Consider the following 17204-nt stretch of genomic DNA (forward strand, 5'->3'; position numbering starts at 1 on the left):
GATGCGCATCGGCCCTTACCTCATCGACCCGCCGGTGGTGCTCGCCCCGATGGCGGGTGTCACCGACAAGCCATTCCGCCTGCTGTGCAAGCGGCTCGGCGCGGGTCTGGCCGTATCGGAAATGACCAATGCCGATCCGCGCCTGTGGCATACGCGCAAGTCGTTGCAGCGGATGGATCACGTCGGCGAACCCGAGCCCATTAGCGTGCAGATCGCCGGCTACGACCCGGCCATGCTTGCTGAAGCGGCACGTTTCAACGTCGCCAACGGCGCGCAGCTGATCGATATCAACATGGGCTGTCCCGCCAAGAAGGTCTGCAACGTGTGGTCGGGTTCCGCCCTGCTGCAGGACGAACCGCTGGTGGCGCGCATCGTCAAGACCGTGGTCGATGCCGTCGAGGTGCCTGTAACGCTGAAGATCCGCACCGGCTGGGACCGGCAGAACAAGAACGCGCTGAACATCGCGCGCATCGCCGAAGACAACGGCATCGCCGCGCTCGCGGTGCATGGCCGCACCCGCGCCGACAAATATGAAGGCGACGCCGAGTACGACACCATCACCGCGGTGAAAGCCGCCGTGCGCATCCCAGTATTGGCCAATGGCGATGTGAATACACCGCAGCAGGCGCGCCATGTACTCGACGTCACCGGCGCCGATGCGCTGATGATCGGCCGCGGCGCGCAAGGACGGCCGTGGATCTTCCGCGAGATCGCGCACTACTTGGCCACCGGTGAACTGCTGCCCGAGCCCGAGCCGGCCGAAGTCGCCATGATCCTGCTCGGCCATCTCGAACAGCTCTACGCGTTCTACGGTGAACTGGCCGGCGTCCGTATCGCGCGCAAGCACCTGGGCTGGTACGCCAAGGACCGGCCTGAGAATGCAGCGTTCCGGCAGGTGGTCAATCGCGCCGAATCCGCCGATATGCAGCTGCATCTGACCCGTGAGTATTTCGCCGCACTCGCCGCCGGCGAACGTCTGGCAGCCTGAACCCTGATCGCCTTGTGCCACCCGATCGATTCGACGATAGCGATCGGTCGATGGGCAACACTCCGGCTCGCCGTTCCTGTGTCACCCGACCGTGGTTTGACTTCGGACGTCCATACGGCTAATTTTCGCCACGCTGATGGTAATTATCTCTTCATGCGAATAAAGAGATAACTCAAGGGAAGCCGGTGTGAATCCGGCGCTGCCCCGCAGCGGTATGTGGAAACGACCTCCGTTACATGCACTGGACGCAAGGCGCCCGGGAAGCGACGGACAGTAGGCCGAGCCGTACGTCCACGAGCCCGAATACCTGCCTCAGCCGGAAGCGTGTGTTTGCGCTTCTGTCCGACTTGGCGTTTCCGCGGGGGAACACCGGAGCCAGTGCGCTGCCTGTCGCCATGTGCGGCAGACGCGCTGGTTTCGCTTGCCCTGCGGCAGTGCCGGATCGCCCGCGGGGGCGAAGGTCAAAGGCACAGCGATCATGCTGGTCATCCTTCGTTCCTCTTTGCCCATTGCAAGAGGAATTTCCATGTCACTCGTTACCTATTCAGGCTTTCCGCGCATCGGCCTCAAGCGCGAACTCAAGCGCTCCCTCGAGTCGCACTGGCGCGGCGAAACCAGCGCACAGGCACTGCTGGACACCGCTCACACGCTGCGTCGACGGCATTGGCAGCTGGCGGTGGATGCCGGCGCCGATGTCGTGCCATGCAACGACTTCAGCCTGTACGACCACGTACTCGACACGGCCGTGCTGTTCGATGCGATCCCCTCGCGTTATCGACCGCTGTTCACCGAAAACCCTCTGGAGGGTTATTTCGCGATGGCACGCGGTCACAAGCGAGACGGCCATGACCTGCATGCGCTGGAAATGACCAAGTGGTTCGATACCAATTACCACTATCTGGTGCCGGAACTGGCCGCCGACCAGCGCTTCGCGCTCGCCGGCGACAAGCCGCTGGCGGAATTCCGAGAAGCTCAGGCACAAGGTCATCGGGCACGCCCGGTGCTGCTCGGGCCCGTGTCATTCCTGCTGCTGTCCAAGAGCGTGGACGGCAGCGATCGTCTGGCACTGCTCGACGCGCTGCTGGCGCCCTATGTCGAACTACTCGGGCAACTGGCTGACGCCGGCGCCGACTGGGTGCAATTGGATGAACCGTGCCTGGTGCTGGATCAGGATGGCGATGACCACGCGGCTTATCGCCATGCCTATGCGGTGCTGGCCGCAGCGCATACGCCAAGGCTGCTGCTTGCAAGCTACTTTGGTGCTTTGAGCGACAACCTGATGTTGGCAACTACCCTGCCAGTGGATGGCTTGCACATCGACCTGGTGCGCGCACCGGAACAGCTCGATGCCGTGCTGGACGCTCTGCCCGCCAGCCACGTCCTCAGTGTCGGCGTGGTCGATGGCCGCAACATCTGGCGTAGCCGACCCGAACGCGTACTGCCGCTACTGCACAAGGCGCAGGCACGCATCGGCAGCGAGCGCCTGTGGCTCGCCCCATCCTGCTCGCTGCTGCACGTGCCGATCGATCTCGAGGCGGAAATCACGCTCGATCCGCAACGCCTCGCACCGATGGCATTTGCCCGGCAGAAAATCGAGGAACTGCGGGTGTATGCCGATGCACTCGCCGGCATACCGGAAGCCGACGCTGCTCTCGCTGCACAACAGGCGCTGCTGACCGCGCAGGCACAGGTACCCGGCGTGGTCGACACGGAAGTCCGTGGCCGTTTGCGCATGCTTGGCCCACAAGCACCATTGCGCCGATCCGCCTACGCGATACGCCGGGTAACGCAGTCCGAAACGCTGACCTTGCCGCCATTGCCGACCACCACGATCGGTTCGTTTCCGCAGACCGACGAGTTGCGCAAGGCACGTGCCGCCCATCGCGCCAGTCGTCTGGGCGATGGCGCATACGATGCATTGCTGGAGGCCGAGATCGAGCGCGTCGTGCGCTTCCAGGAACATATCGGCCTGGACGTACTGGTACACGGCGAGCCCGAACGCAACGACATGGTTGAATACTTCGGCGAGCAGCTGGACGGCTATCTGTTCACCAAACTCGGCTGGGTACAAAGCTATGGTTCGCGCTGCGTGAAACCACCGGTCATCTATGGCGACATCGCCCGTCGCGCGCCGATGACCGTGCGTTGGTCGAGTTTTGCGCAATCGCTGACCGAGAAACCGATGAAGGGCATGCTGACCGGTCCGGTGACCATGTTGCAGTGGTCGTTCGTGCGCGATGACCTGCCGCGCGAGACCGTCTGCCGGCAGATCGCGCTGGCCTTGCGCGACGAGGTGCATGACCTGGAAGCCGCTGGCATAAGCGTGATCCAGATCGATGAACCCGCGCTGCGCGAAGGCCTGCCGCTACGGCGCAGCGAGTGGCCGACCTATCTGGCGTGGGCCGTGGAATGTTTCCGCATCACCGCCGGCGGCGTACGCGATGCCACCCAGATCCACACTCACATGTGCTATTCGGAGTTCAACGACATCATCGAGGCAATCGCGGCGATGGATGCCGACGTGATTTCGATCGAAACCAGCCGCTCACGGATGGAACTGCTCGATGCATTCGTGCGCTTCCGTTATCCCAACGGCATCGGTCCGGGCGTCTACGACATTCATTCGCCGCGCGTGCCCGAACCAGCGGAAATGCTCGATCTGCTGCACAAGGCGCTCGATGTGCTGCAACCGGATCAGCTGTGGATCAATCCCGATTGCGGGCTGAAGACCCGTGGCTGGCCCGAAGTGGAACTGGCGCTGCGCCATATGGTTGGCGCCGCGCAGCAGTTACGCAACGAACTGGCGCTCCTCGCATAGCCGATCGGAACGCCTCCCTGTCGTAACAGGGAGGCGTCAGCAGGCAACGCCACCTGGCCACGCGTATCCGCGTGTTTACACCAATAGCCGTCAAAGCTGCTGCCCCCGAAAACCGCACTGTCACATAGATAAGGCACCCTGACAGCCGTCCAAACGGCTGAACATGCGCCTAACCCGGATGACCCCAAAATAAACCCAGGCTGCAAAACCTGGAGCGTCGATGTATCATGTCGGGCTTCTTGTATCTCTCTATCCGCACGAAAGGATATATACCGCGATGTCCAACTACCTGTTCACCTCCGAATCGGTCTCCGAAGGCCATCCGGACAAAGTCGCCGACCAGATCTCCGATGCCGTGCTCGACGCGATCATCGCGCAGGATCCGCGCGCCCGCGTCGCCTGCGAAACCATGGTCAAGACCGGCGTGGCGATTGTCGCCGGCGAAGTCACCACCAGCGCGTGGATCGATCTCGAGGCGTTGACCCGCAAGGTCATCATCGACATCGGCTACAACTCCAGCGAAGTCGGCTTCGACGGCGAGACCTGTGGCGTACTGAACCTGATCGGCAAGCAGTCGCCTGACATCAACCAGGGCGTGGACCGCAAGAACCCGGAAGACCAGGGCGCCGGCGACCAGGGCCTGATGTTCGGCTATGCGACGAACGAGACCAAGGACATGATGCCGGCGGCGATCTACTACTCGCACCGCCTGGTCGAGCAGCAGGCCAAGGTGCGCAAGAAGAAGAACTCGCCGCTGCCATGGCTGCGCCCGGACGCCAAGAGCCAGGTTACCCTGCGCTACGAGAACGGCGTGGCTACCGCCATCGACGCCGTGGTGCTGTCGACCCAGCACGATCCGAGCGTGAAGCAGAAGGATCTGATCGAGGGCGTGCGCGAGCTGATCCTCAAGCCTGTATTGCCGGCCAAGTGGCTGCACAAAGGCACCAAGTTCCACATCAATCCGACCGGCAAGTTCGTCATCGGCGGACCGGTGGGCGACTGCGGCCTGACCGGCCGCAAGATCATCGTCGACACCTACGGCGGCTGGGCCCGTCACGGTGGCGGTGCGTTCTCCGGCAAGGATCCGTCCAAGGTCGACCGTTCGGCCGCCTATGCCGCGCGTTACGTGGCCAAGAACATCGTCGCCGCCGGCATTGCCGACCGCTGCGAAGTGCAGGTCAGCTATGCGATCGGCGTGGCGCATCCGACCTCGATCTCGGTGACCACGTTCGGCACCGGCAAGATCAGTGACGAGAAGATCGAGAAGCTGATCCGCAAGCATTTCGACCTGCGCCCGTACGGCATCCTGCAGATGCTCGACCTGATCCACCCGATGTACCAGCAGACCGCCAGCTACGGCCACTTCGGTCGTACCCCGCAGAAGATCAAGGACGCCAATGGCAATAGCTACACCACGTTCTCGTGGGAGCAGACCGATCGCGCCGAGGCATTGCGCGCAGATGCCAAGCTGAAGTAAACCGGCCTCTTCGGTTGACCAGAAGCCCCACGGCATGCCCGCGGGGCTTCTGCGTTTCCGGACCTCGATGGCGTCAGTAGCGGAAGAACTCTGCGGTTGGTTTAGACTGGCGAGCGCCTCAACCGCCGCGACAAGAACCGATCAGGCCCATGCAGAATTCCAAGCTGACCCAAGTAAAAATCGCCATCGTCGGTCTCGGCTATGTGGGTCTGCCGCTGGCGGTGGAATTCGGCAAGCAGTTCGACACCATCGGCTTCGACATCAACGCTGGACGCGTCCATGAGCTGCGCGAGCAACGTGACCATACGCAGGAAACCTCGCCCGAGGAACTCGCCGCTGCGGTTCGCCTGCGCTTCTCTACCGAGGTCAGCGACCTCGGCGACTGCAATGTCTTCATCGTCACCGTGCCCACGCCGGTCGACGAGGCTAACCAACCCGACCTGAGTCCACTGGAAAGCGCCAGCGCCAGCATCGGCAAGGTACTCAAGCGCGGCGACGTCGTGATCTACGAATCCACGGTCTATCCCGGCACCACCGAGGAAATCTGCGTGCCGGTGCTGGAGCGGGTCTCGGGACTGCGCTTCAACGCCGATTTCTATTGCGGTTACAGCCCCGAGCGCATCAATCCGGGCGATCGGCAACACCGGCTGCCCACGATCATCAAGATCACCTCCGGCTCCACTCCCGAGACCGCCGACTTCGTGGATGCGCTGTACCAGCGCATCATCACTGCCGGTACGCACAAGGCATCCAGCATCAAGGTTGCCGAGGCCGCCAAGGTCATCGAGAACACCCAGCGCGACGTCAATATCGCGCTAGTCAACGAGTTGGCGATGATCTTCAACACCATGGGCATCGATACCCAGGACGTACTCGCCGCCGCCGGCACCAAATGGAACTTCCTGCCGTTCAAGCCGGGCCTGGTTGGCGGTCACTGCATCGGCGTGGACCCGTACTACCTCACGCACAAGGCCACCGTGCTCGGCTATCACCCCGAGCTGATTCTCGCCGCCCGCCGCATCAACAGCCGCATGGGACTGTACGTGGCGCACCAGGTCATCCGCCTGATGGCCAACAAGCGGATCCATGTGGTCGGTTCACGCATCCTGGTGCTGGGCCTGACCTTCAAGGAAAACTGCCCGGATCTGCGCAACACGCGCGTGATCGACATCGTGCGCGAACTCGAGGCCGCACATGCCCAGGTCGACGTGTACGACCCATGGGCCGACGCCGCCGAAGCACAGCATAAGTTCGGCATCGCCGTGCTCGGGGAACCCGATGCCCACAGCTACGACGCCATCATACTGGCGGTGGCGCACCATATTTTCCTGGACCTCGGCGACGAAAAAATTCGTCGCTATGGCCGCGAAAACTGCGCCGTATTCGATATCAAGAGCATGTTGCCAGGCAGCGCCGTCGACGCACGACTTTAATCACGCCCGGATGCGTACTTAAGAACACCCATCCGCGCGCACCGAACCGCTCAGGTGTGCCCTATGAGGGCCTCGACCACCTGCTGGGCCAGGGCATCGACGCTGCGCCCAGCCGTTTCAAGGTGCACTTCCGAATGCTCCGGCTGCTCGTAGGGTGAATCGATGCCGGTGAAGTTCTTGATCTCGCCAGCGCGCGCCTTCGCGTAAAGCCCTTTCACATCGCGCTGCTCGCAGATCGCCAGCGGCGTGTCCACGAAAACTTCCTTGAACTCGCCTTCGGCAAACAGTTCGCGCGCCATGCGCCGTTCACTGCGGAACGGGCTGATGAACGAGACCAGCACGATCAGACCGGCTTCCACCATCAACTTGGCCACCTCGGCCACGCGGCGGATGTTCTCGACGCGATCCTCGGCGGTGAAGCCCAGATCGCGGTTGAGCCCATGCCGCACGTTGTCGCCATCCAGCATGTAGGTGTGATAGCCCAGCGCGTGCAGGCGCTTTTCCACCAGGTTCGCCACGGTCGACTTGCCGGAGCCGGACAGGCCGGTGAACCAGAGGCAGGCCGGTGCCTGGCCCTTGATCCGCGCACGTGCCATGCGATCGACATCCATATGCTGCCAGTGGATGTTGTCGGCGCGACGCAGAGCGAAGTTCAGCGTGCCGGCAGCCACCGTGTTGTTGCTCTGTCGATCGATCAGGATGAACGCACCCATCTCGCGGCAGTGTTCATACGACTCGAACGCGATCGCGTGATCGAGGCTGAGGTTGCAGTAACCGACCTCATTCAGTTCCAGCCGCTTGGCAGCCAGCGGCTCCTGCGTGTTGACGTCGACCTTGTGCTTGATCTCGGTGACCTGGGCACTCACGGTGCGTGTACCGATCTTCAGCCAGTAGGATCTGCCCGGCAACAACGGTGCCTCACCCATCCACAGCAGATGTGCGGCGAACTGGTCGGCCACCTGCGGTGGTTGCGCGGCCGCGACGATGACATCGCCACGGCTGATGTCGCGCTCGTCGGTCAGCGTCAGCGTGATCGCATCGCCAAGGCTGGCACGCGGCAGATCGCCATCGGCCGTGACGATGCGCGCCACCCGCGAACGGGCGCCACTCGGCAGCACCACCACTTCATCGCCCGGCGCAATGCAACCAGCGACGACGTGGCCTGCATAGCCGCGGAAGTTCTGATCGGGCCGGCATACCCATTGTACCGGCAGGCGGAAGCCGACATCGTCGACCACATGCGCGACCTGCACCGTCTCCAGACGCTCCAGCAGGCTGGGACCGTCGTACCAGCCGATGCGATCCGAACGGCTGCTGACATTCTCGCCGCGCAACGCCGACAGCGGCACCGCGCTGACCTGCGCGATGCCCATCGAGTCAGCCAGCTCGCGATAATCCGCCTCGATCGAACGGAACACGTCCTCGGAATAATCGATCAGGTCCATCTTGTTCACCGCCAGCAGCACATGGCGGATGCCGAGCAACGCGCAGATATAGGTATGCCGGCGCGTCTGCGTCAGCAGGCCCTTGCGCGCGTCGACCAGCACCACGGCAAGGTCGGCGGTGGAGGCACCGGTGGCCATATTGCGCGTGTACTGCTCATGCCCGGGACAATCCGCCACGATGAACTTGCGCCGTTCGGTGCTGAAGAAGCGGTAGGCGACATCGATGGTGATGCCCTGTTCGCGCTCGGCGGAGAGGCCGTCGACCAGCAAGGCGAAATCCAGCTCGCCGTTCTGCGTGCCATGGCGCAGGCTGTCGCCTTTCAGCGCCGCCAACTGGTCGTCGAACAGCAGCTTGCTGTCGTACAGCAGGCGTCCAAGCAGGGTGCTCTTGCCGTCGTCCACGCTGCCGCAGGTGATGAAACGCAGCAGGCTCTTGGTTTCGTGTTGCTGCAGGTAGGCGTCGATCGCCGTGCTCGCGTCATGCTCCGTGCGCATCAGAAATAACCCTCCTGCTTCTTCTTCTCCATCGACGCGGACGGATCATGGTCGATCACCCGGCCCTGGCGCTCGGAGGTGCGCGCCACCAGCATTTCCTGGATGACTGCCGGCAAGGTATCGGCCTCGGACTCGATTGCACCGGTCAGCGGATAGCAACCCAGCGTGCGGAAACGCACCTTGCGCATTTGCGGAATCTCGCCCGGGCGCAACGGCATGCGCTCGTCGTCGACCATGATCAGCGCGCCATCACGTTCGACCACCGGACGCTCGGCGGCAAGGTATAGCGCTGGCACCTCGATCTTCTCGCGGTAGATGTACAACCAGATATCCAGCTCGGTCCAGTTCGACAGCGGGAACACGCGCACGCTCTCGCCCTTGGCGATACGCGCGTTGTAGAGGTTCCACAGCTCCGGTCGCTGGCTCTTCGGATCCCAGCGATGCTGTGCATTGCGGAACGAAAACACACGCTCCTTCGCACGCGACTTCTCCTCGTCGCGGCGGGCGCCGCCGATCGCGGCATCGAACTGATACTTGTCCAGCGCCTGCTTCAGCGCCTGGGTCTTCATCACATCGGTATGCACGGTCGCACCATGACTGAACGGGCCGATGCCCTGCGCCACGCCATCCTGATTGATATGCACGATCAACCGGCAGCCGGCTTCCTGCGCACGGCGATCGCGGAACGCGATCATCTCGCGGAATTTCCAGGTCGTGTCCACGTGCAGCAACGGGATCGGCGGCTGCGCCGGATAGAACGCCTTCTGCAGCAAATGCAGCAATACCGAGGAGTCCTTGCCGATCGAATACATCATCACCGGGTTGCGGAACTCGGCCGCCACCTCACGCAGGATGTGGATGCTTTCCGATTCCAGCTGCTTCAGATGCGATGTGTATGCAAGCGCGTCGATGTTGGTCATGTTGCTGCCGTTGATATCCGTTCGGATTCTAGTCGGGGTCGTGCCATTTGCGTAATGACCAGCGGATTTATCCATATGCGGCAACTGGCTGGGCACGCCCACGACACCCTGCATGCCGATGACATAGGTGGCTACGCGCCGGCAGTCAGGTGAACGGCATCGCCCTCCACCTGCACGCTCACTTCGCGCAGATGCTCGCCCCGGCAGGGGCCGGCGATGCACAGTCCATCGCCTTGATTGAAGGTGGCACCGTGTACCGCGCAGATCAGCGTGTCGTTCTTCAGCAGGAACTTGCCTGGCGCGTAGTCCAGCCGGCGTCCCGTGTGCGGGCAGATGTTGAGGTAACCGCGGACTTGGTCACCTTGCCGCAACAGGATCAGGCTCTCTTCGCCACTGGACAGCAACGCATCGACGGCGGTGGCTCCGCCGTCCGGAATATCATCCAGCTGGCACAGCGGCGGAACGGAGGTCACTGTATCCATCGGCACTTGCCTCGGGGGCCGGATGGCCCCATGGTTGCACGCATGATTTCAAGCGTAAGTCGTTGATTTTACCATACGGATTTTTAACACATGCACTTCTCCATGCTCTCCATGCGTCGTTCCCGCCATCCACTGGTGCGTGCCCTGTCGTTGCTGGTCGGCGTGGCGCTGATCGGTGTGCTGCTGGTGTTCGGTCTGATGGTCGCTGGCGTGCTGCTGGTGGGTGGAGCCCTGCTGCTGGCTTGGCGTCAGTGGAAGCATGGCCGCGTACTGGCACGGCAACCCGCAGCGACGCGCACCACACATCAACCTGATGTGCTCGAAGGCGAGTTCGTGGTGATCCAGCAGGGTCGACCGGTCGCGCACTGAACGAGCCGTCACGATTCGGGCAGCACGGCGGCCGAAGTCGCGCTCACAAAATCCGCCGACCTCACGGATAATGCGCCGTCCCCACATGATCCGCCCTCCATGTCCAACCACCCTGCGGCAAGCACGCCGCATCGCCTTAGCGATCCTCGCGTACTGATTCCGCTGGCGCTGTTCGCGCTGTACGTGATCTGGGGCTCGACCTATCTGGGCATCCGCTACGCACTGGAAAGCTATCCGCCATTCCTGCTCGCCGGCGTGCGTTTCCTGTGCGCCGGCGTGGCGTTGTACGGCTTCCTGCGGCTGCGCGGGATGGCGCCGCCGACACGGCTGCAATGGCGCAATGCGGCGTTCAGCGGCCTGCTGCTGCTCGGCTTCGGCAACGGCCTGGTCTGTTTTGCCGAAGAGCGGGTGAGCTCCGGAATCGCCGCCGTGGCGGTGGCCAGCATGCCGCTGTTCGCCGCGTTGTTCTCCGGCATGTATGGCGAGTGGCCGAACCGGCGCGAGAGCGTCGGCCTGGCGATCGGCTTCGCCGGCGTGATCGTGCTGAACCTCGGCAGCAGCCTGTCCGGTTCACGGTTTGGCGCGATGGCCCTGCTGGTGGCCGCGATGTGCTGGGCGTTTGGCTCGGCCTGGAGCCGTCGCCGGGAAATGCCGCCGGGGCCGATGAACACCGCCGCGCAGATGCTCTGCGCCAGCGTCGCCCTGTTGATCTTCGGCATTGCCAGCGGCGAGCACCTGCCCGCGCATCCAGCCACACGCGCAACCCTGGCGGTGGTCTATCTGGCCGTGTTCGGCTCACTCATCGCATTCAGCGCGTATCTGTATGCACTGAAGCATGCGCGACCGGCGCTGGCCACCAGCTACGCCTACGTGAACCCGCCGGTGGCCGTGCTGTTCGGCGTGTTGCTGGCTGGTGAGCACGTCGGCCCGTATGACCTCGCCGGCATGGCGATCATCCTGCTTGGTGTGCTGGTGATCACCCTGGCAAAACAGAAACGGGCGCACTGACGTCGCCCGTTCCTCGTTTCACGAAGATTGTCTCAGCGCCAGCCGGACGTGATCGGGTAACGCCGCTCGCGACCGAACGCACGCGTGGTCACGCGCGGCCCCGGCGCCGATTGCCGGCGCTTGAACTCGTTCAGCAGCACCAGCCGCACCACCCGCCGCACGGTGTCGGCATGGAAACCCTGCGCGGTGATCTCTGCCTGCGACTGCTCGCCTTCGATGAAGCGCGCGAGGATTGCGTCCAGTTCGTCGTATGGTGGCAGCGAATCCTGGTCGGTCTGGTTGTCGCGCAGCTCGGCGGACGGTGGACGCTCGATCACCGCAGCGGGAATCATGTCGCCCTCGCCGGCACGCGCAGCTTGCGCATTGCGCCAGCGCGACAGCTTGTACACCACGGTCTTGTAGACGTCCTTCAACGGTGCGTAGGCACCACACATGTCGCCGTACAGCGTGGCATAACCCACCGCCATCTCGCTCTTGTTGCCGGTCGCCAGCAACAGGCGGCCGTGCTTGTTGCTGAGCGCCATCAACATCACGCCGCGGGTGCGCGACTGCAGATTTTCTTCGGTGGTATCGGCGGCCTTTCCGGCAAATGCGGGAGTCAACGCGTCGACGAACGACTCGTAGGTCGCCTCGATCGAGATCACGTGGTAATCCACGCCGAGCTTTTCGGCCTGCGCGCGCGCACCATCCAGCGACAGCTGCGAGGTATAGCGCGTGGGCATCATCACTGCGGTGACGCGCTCGGCGCCCAGTGCATCGACTGCCAGCGCGAGCGTCAGCGCCGAGTCGATGCCACCGGACAAACCAAGCAGCACGCCGCCGAAGCCATTCTTGTCGATGTAGTCGCGGGTGCCACGCACCAAGGCCGCGTACAGCGTCGCCTCGATGCATGCATCCGCAGACACTGGCCAGTCCTCGGCGCGCAAGGTTCGCGTCACCGGGTCAAATTCAGCCCATAGCAGCGCATCGACGAAAGCCGGTGCGCGCGCGGCGATCGAACCGTCGCCGTTGACCAGCAGCGAAGCACCGTCGTAGACCACCTCGTCCTGCCCGCCGATCAGGTTGAGATAGACGATCGCGCAACCGGTTTCACGCGCACGCGCGACCAGCACAGCTTCACGCTCAGCCTGCTTGGCGTCGTCCCACGGCGAGGCGTTGATCACCACGATCAGCTCGGCGCCGGCTTTCACGGCCTGCTCTGCCGGTTCGGGGCGCCAGATATCCTCGCAGATCAATAGCCCGATGCAGACGCCGTCGATCACCGTGGTGACCGTCGCATGACCCGGGCGGAAATAGCGCTTGTCATCGAATACGCCGTAATTGGGCAACGCCTGCTTGTGCGCGGTGACCTCGACCCGGCCGCCGCGCAACAGGCTGGCGGCGTTGTACACCTCGCCCTCGCTGTGCGGATGGCCGACCAGTGCCGCAACGCCATTGGTCGCAGCCGCCAGTGCATTCAGTTCGCTGTCGCAGGCAGCCAGAAAACTCGGGCGCAGCAGCAGATCCTCTGGCGGATAACCGCTCAGGGTCAGCTCCGGAAACACCACGAGCGTGGCGCCACCGCTGCACGCCTGCGCGATCAGGTCACCCACCTTCGCGGCATTCGCCGCTACCGCACCCACCGGAAAATCGTGTTGGGCCAGCGCCAGCCGCAGCCTTGCCATGGTCCTGCTCCAGAAATGACGAAGGCCGCAACCCTGAGAGTCGCGGCCTTCGTATTTTAGCGCGCCAGCGCCGACTTACTTCATCAGCTTCGCGAGTGCCTTGCCCAGATCGGCCGGTGATTTCACCGTGGTGACGCCAGCCTTCTCCAGTGCGGCGAACTTGGCTTCCGCCGTGCCCTTGCCGCCGGAGATGATCGCGCCGGCGTGGCCCATGCGCTTGCCCGGAGGTGCCGAGGCACCGGCGATGAATGACACCACCGGCTTGGTCACATACTCGGCGATGAACTCAGCCGCGTCTTCCTCGGCCGAGCCACCGATCTCACCGACCATGATGATGCCCTGGGTCTGTGCATCGTCCTGGAACAGTTTCAGGCAGTCGATGAAGTTCAGGCCGTTGATCGGGTCACCGCCGATGCCGATGACCGTGCTCTGGCCCAGGCCTTCATTGGTGGTCTGGAACACCGCTTCATAGGTCAGCGTGCCGGAGCGCGAGACGATGCCGACCTTGCCCGGCATGTGGATGTGACCCGGCATGATGCCGATCTTGCACTCGCCCGGAGTGATGATGCCGGGGCAGTTCGGCCCGATCAGCACGATCTCCGGATGCTGCTGCAGCACGTTCTTGACGCGCAGCATGTCGAGCACCGGGATGCCTTCGGTGATCGCCACGATGACCTTGATGCCGGCGTCGATCGCCTCCAGGATCGAGTCGGCCGCGAACGGCGGCGGCACGAAGATCACCGACGCGTCGGCGCCGGTCTCGAGAACCGCTTCATCCATCGAATTGAAGACCGGCAGACCGATGTGCTCGGAACCGCCCTTGCCCGGGGTCACGCCACCGACGATCTTGGTGCCGTAGTCGAGGCACTGCTGTGCGTGGAAGGTACCCTGCTGGCCGGTGAAGCCCTGCACCAGCACCTTGGTGTTTTTATTGACGAGAACGCTCATTCGATTGCTCCTTAAACCTTGGCCGCAGCCACGGCTTTCTGCGCCGCGTCGTTGAGATCGTCGGCCGGCGTGATCGCCAGGCCGGAATTGGCCAGCAGTTCGCGGCCCTGATCGACATTGGTGCCCTGCAGGCGCACCACCACGGGGATCTTCAGGCCCACTTCCTTGACCGCGGCGATGATGCCCTCGGCGATCAGGTCGCAGCGCACGATGCCGCCGAAGATGTTGACCAGGATGCAGCGCACCTTGTCCGAGGACAGGATCAGCTTGAACGCCTCGGTGACGCGCTCCTTGGTGGCACCGCCGCCAACGTCGAGGAAGTTGGCCGGCTCGCCGCCCGCCAGCTTGATCACGTCCATCGTGGCCATCGCCAGGCCGGCGCCGTTGACCATGCAGCCGATCGAGCCGTCCATCGTCACGTAGTTGAGGTTGTACTGCACCGCGGCGGCTTCGGCGGCGTCTTCCTGGCTCAGATCGCGCATCGCGGCCAGATCCGGATGACGGAACTCGGCGTTGTCATCGGAGTTGACCTTGCCGTCGAGCGCAGCGAGGTTGCCGTCTTCCAGCACGGCGAGCGGGTTCAGCTCGACCAGGGCCAGGTCCTTCTCGTTGAAGAGCTTGTACAGGCCCAGCATGATCTTGGTCAGCTGGTTGACCTGCTTGCCATTCAGATCCATCGCGAAACCGAGCTGGCGGCACTGGTACGGCTGCAAGCCCTCGACGAAATCGATCACGATGGTGTGGATGTCTTCCGGCGTCTCTTTAGCGACCTGCTCGATGTCCACACCGCCATGCTTGGAGGCGATGAACGAGATCGCCTTGCTGTCGCGGTCGACCAGGATCGACAGATACAGCTCCTTGGCGATATTGGTGGCGTCGGTGACCAGCACCAGGTTCACCGGCAACGCACGGCCGGCGGACTGGTAGGTCTCCATGTGGGTGCCGAGCATGCCCTTGGCAGCGGCGCGCACGTCATCAAAGCTGCGGCAGAACTTGACGCCACCGGACTTGCCGCGGCCACCGGCATGGATCTGCGCCTTGACCATCCATTGCGTGCCACCAAGGTGCTTGGCGGCGTCGACGGCGGCGTCGGGGGAATTGGCAACCTTGCCCGGCGGTACGGCGATGCCGTACTGCGCGAACAGTTCTTTGGCCTGGTATTCGTGGAAATTCATTCGATACCTCGAGCGAACGGAAAAACATGGCGGCCGCACGCTTGAACACAACGTGGGTCAGGAAGGTCGGACGGCGGAGTGATGCGCTGCCGAAGGCAGTGCGCATGCCCTGCGAACCAGTAAAACCGCGTAATACGGCCGCCTATTTTCGCGGAAGCGGGCGGCAATGGAAAGGGCGACGTGTCCAACCCGCTCCGCAGACCGGTTCCAGGCGCCCTGACACACCATTCCAATGCCGATCAGCCCGTCTATACTCGCTCGGAACCGCCATGGAGTGCCCGCCACGTGTCCAGCGCGCCACCCTTCACCGCTACCCGCGCGGGTACCGCGACGATTCGCCATGAGCTGACCTTCCTCAACACATTCAGGCTGGTGCAGGCGCTGGTCTATTCAGCCCTGGCCTTCAGCCCGGGCTGGATGGGCTGGCCCGAACTGGCAACTCCCGTGCTTGCCCGGGGCGTAGCCGCCGGCTACCTGGTGTTTGCACTGGTCGCGCTGCTGTTCAACCGGCGCAGCATGGTCTACGTCAACATGGCCGTGTCGGTGACCTTGACGGTAGACATCATCGCCGCCGTGCTGGCGATTGCCGCCATGCACGATGCGCGCATCGGCATCACGATGATGCTGGCGGTGAACCTGAGCGCCGGCGCGCTGATCCTGCCGTTGCGGCTGTCCAGTTTCTTCGCCGCGCTGGCAACGCTGGGCATTCTTGGCCATACCTTCTTTGGCACCCCAAACAATTCCGGCGATCGCGACTTGCTGGAAGCGGCACTGTTCGGACTGGCCTATTTCGCCAGCACCACGCTGTGCCATGTGCTGGGACGGCAGCTGCGTGCCACCGAGGCATTGGCCGAGCAGCGCAGCACCGACCTGGCCAACCTGTCGCAGATCAACGAGCTGATCATCCGCCGTATGAAGACCGGCGTGCTTCTGGTGGACGATGCCAACCGCATCCACCAGATCAATGAATCCGCGTGGATGCTGCTGGGCAACCCGGGCGCCGACCAACGCGACCTGGGTCAACTGGCACCGGAACTGTCGCGCCGGCTGTACCACTGGATGACTTCCGGAAAACTGGACGAGACCGCCACCCAGCTCGCCGATGGCGTACCCGAGGTAGTGCCGCGCTTCACCCGGCTGGCACCGAACGACGACTCGCACGTGCTGATCTTCCTCGACGATACCTCGCTGCTGTCGCGCCGGGCGGAAGAACTCACGCTGAGCTCGCTGGGGCGGTTGTCCGCCTCGATCGCCCACGAGATCCGCAATCCGCTGGCGGCGATCCGCTACTCGGCGCAATTGCTGGCCGAATCGCAAAGCATGGATGCCACCGACCAGCGCATGGTCGAGATCATCAACAACCACTGCATCCGCCTCAACGAAATCATCGAGAACATCCTGCAGCTGTCCCGGCGCGAACGCTCGCGACCAGAGACGCTGGATCTCGGTCACTGGGCGCAGGCCTTCGTCGAGGAATACAGCCAGGGCAACGACCTGGGCATCGACTCACTGCGGGCAATCGCCAGCAGCGGCGCCCCAGTGGCAGCTGTGGCCGATCCACAGCAACTGCAGCAGGTACTGTGGAACCTGGTGCAGAACGCACTGCGCTACGGCCGGCTGCCGGGTGAACCGGCGCGGGTGATGGTAGTGACCCGTCAAGGCGAACACGGCGTGCCGATCCTGGAAGTGATCGATCGCGGCCCCGGCATCGCGCCGAAGGTGGCCGCGCAGATCTTCGAACCGTTCTACACCACCCACGAATACGGCACCGGACTGGGCCTGTACCTGGCGCGGCAGATGAGCGAAGCCAATCAGGCAGCGCTGGAGTATGTCCGCGTGGCGGGCGGTGGCAGCTGCTTCCGACTGGTACTGACGCCACCGGCGCGCAGTCCCGCTGAGGCGACCGAACCCGCCCAGATTGCCACGCGTTGACGTCTCGGGCATGAACCGCTGCAACCTTGCCGGAGAGCCCCGAGGACAGG

The 17204-nt window shown here is 63.5% G+C and carries 13 protein-coding genes and 1 riboswitch; of the genes, 7 read left to right on the top strand and 6 right to left on the bottom strand.

Going from position 1 to position 17204, the window contains the following annotated elements; genetic code table 11:
- Position 1 precedes the first annotated feature (1 nt).
- The 4 genes from dusB to tviB all read left to right on the top strand — a co-directional run bounded on the left by dusB (position 2) and on the right by tviB (position 6716).
- Positions 2-988 (top strand): tRNA dihydrouridine synthase DusB, encoded by a 987-nt coding sequence (dusB, locus tag GSQ75_RS03090; RefSeq protein ID WP_158753045.1) that lies wholly within the window; start codon positions 2-4, stop codon positions 986-988.
- Positions 989-1108: 120 nt separating this feature from the next.
- Positions 1109-1318, top strand: a riboswitch (cobalamin riboswitch).
- 196 nt (positions 1319-1514) lie between these two features.
- On the top strand, positions 1515-3806 hold the full coding sequence (gene metE / locus GSQ75_RS03095) for a 5-methyltetrahydropteroyltriglutamate--homocysteine S-methyltransferase (protein WP_158753046.1): 2292 nt from the start codon (positions 1515-1517) through the stop codon (positions 3804-3806).
- Between the two features lie 277 nt (positions 3807-4083).
- Positions 4084-5283 (top strand): methionine adenosyltransferase, encoded by a 1200-nt coding sequence (gene metK, locus GSQ75_RS03100; RefSeq protein WP_158753047.1) that lies wholly within the window; start codon positions 4084-4086, stop codon positions 5281-5283.
- 149 nt (positions 5284-5432) lie between these two features.
- Positions 5433-6716 carry a Vi polysaccharide biosynthesis UDP-N-acetylglucosamine C-6 dehydrogenase TviB gene (tviB, locus tag GSQ75_RS03105; protein WP_174236688.1) on the top strand — a complete coding sequence of 428 codons (1284 nt, stop codon included), beginning with the start codon at positions 5433-5435 and terminating at the stop codon, positions 6714-6716.
- Between the two features lie 50 nt (positions 6717-6766).
- On the opposite strand, the gene cysN is transcribed toward tviB, so the two are convergent.
- From cysN to GSQ75_RS03120, 3 genes are all read right to left on the bottom strand, one after another.
- Positions 6767-8656: a sulfate adenylyltransferase subunit CysN gene (gene cysN / locus GSQ75_RS03110; RefSeq protein ID WP_158753048.1), complete on the bottom strand. Its 1890-nt coding sequence runs from the start codon at positions 8654-8656 to the stop codon at positions 6767-6769.
- Positions 8656-9576, bottom strand: a complete 921-nt coding sequence (gene cysD, locus GSQ75_RS03115; protein WP_158753049.1) for a sulfate adenylyltransferase subunit CysD — start codon at positions 9574-9576, stop codon at positions 8656-8658. Before cysD ends, cysN begins: the two co-directional genes overlap by 1 nt.
- A 131-nt stretch (positions 9577-9707) precedes the next feature.
- Positions 9708-10058 carry a Rieske 2Fe-2S domain-containing protein gene (locus tag GSQ75_RS03120; protein ID WP_158753050.1) on the bottom strand — a complete coding sequence of 117 codons (351 nt, stop codon included), beginning with the start codon at positions 10056-10058 and terminating at the stop codon, positions 9708-9710.
- A gap of 90 nt (positions 10059-10148) precedes the next feature.
- On the opposite strand from GSQ75_RS03120, the gene GSQ75_RS03125 reads away from it, so the two are divergent.
- On the top strand, positions 10149-10427 hold the full coding sequence (locus tag GSQ75_RS03125; RefSeq protein WP_158753051.1) for a hypothetical protein: 279 nt from the start codon (positions 10149-10151) through the stop codon (positions 10425-10427).
- A gap of 99 nt (positions 10428-10526) precedes the next feature.
- The gene (gene yedA / locus GSQ75_RS03130) at positions 10527-11435 is read left to right on the top strand and encodes a drug/metabolite exporter YedA (protein WP_158753052.1); all 909 of its coding nucleotides are present in this window, start codon (positions 10527-10529) and stop codon (positions 11433-11435) included.
- Between the two features lie 32 nt (positions 11436-11467).
- Here yedA and GSQ75_RS03135 read toward each other — a convergent pair whose 3' ends face one another.
- The 3 genes from GSQ75_RS03135 to sucC form a co-directional block, all read right to left on the bottom strand.
- Positions 11468-13099 carry an NAD+ synthase gene (locus tag GSQ75_RS03135; RefSeq protein WP_158753053.1) on the bottom strand — a complete coding sequence of 544 codons (1632 nt, stop codon included), beginning with the start codon at positions 13097-13099 and terminating at the stop codon, positions 11468-11470.
- A gap of 75 nt (positions 13100-13174) precedes the next feature.
- Complete coding sequence (gene sucD, locus GSQ75_RS03140) at positions 13175-14047, bottom strand: succinate--CoA ligase subunit alpha (RefSeq protein ID WP_158753054.1); 873 nt, start codon at positions 14045-14047, stop codon at positions 13175-13177.
- Between the two features lie 11 nt (positions 14048-14058).
- Positions 14059-15261 carry an ADP-forming succinate--CoA ligase subunit beta gene (gene sucC, locus GSQ75_RS03145; RefSeq protein ID WP_256369779.1) on the bottom strand — a complete coding sequence of 401 codons (1203 nt, stop codon included), beginning with the start codon at positions 15259-15261 and terminating at the stop codon, positions 14059-14061.
- 246 nt (positions 15262-15507) lie between these two features.
- On the opposite strand from sucC, the gene GSQ75_RS03150 reads away from it, so the two are divergent.
- A complete protein-coding gene (locus GSQ75_RS03150; RefSeq protein ID WP_158753056.1) occupies positions 15508-17154 on the top strand; it encodes a HAMP domain-containing sensor histidine kinase in 1647 nt (548 codons plus the stop codon).
- The last annotated feature ends 50 nt before the right edge of the window (positions 17155-17204 follow it).

It is taken from the genome of Dyella sp. S184 (assembly GCF_009766065.1).
Lineage (GTDB): Bacteria > Pseudomonadota > Gammaproteobacteria > Xanthomonadales > Rhodanobacteraceae > Rhodanobacter.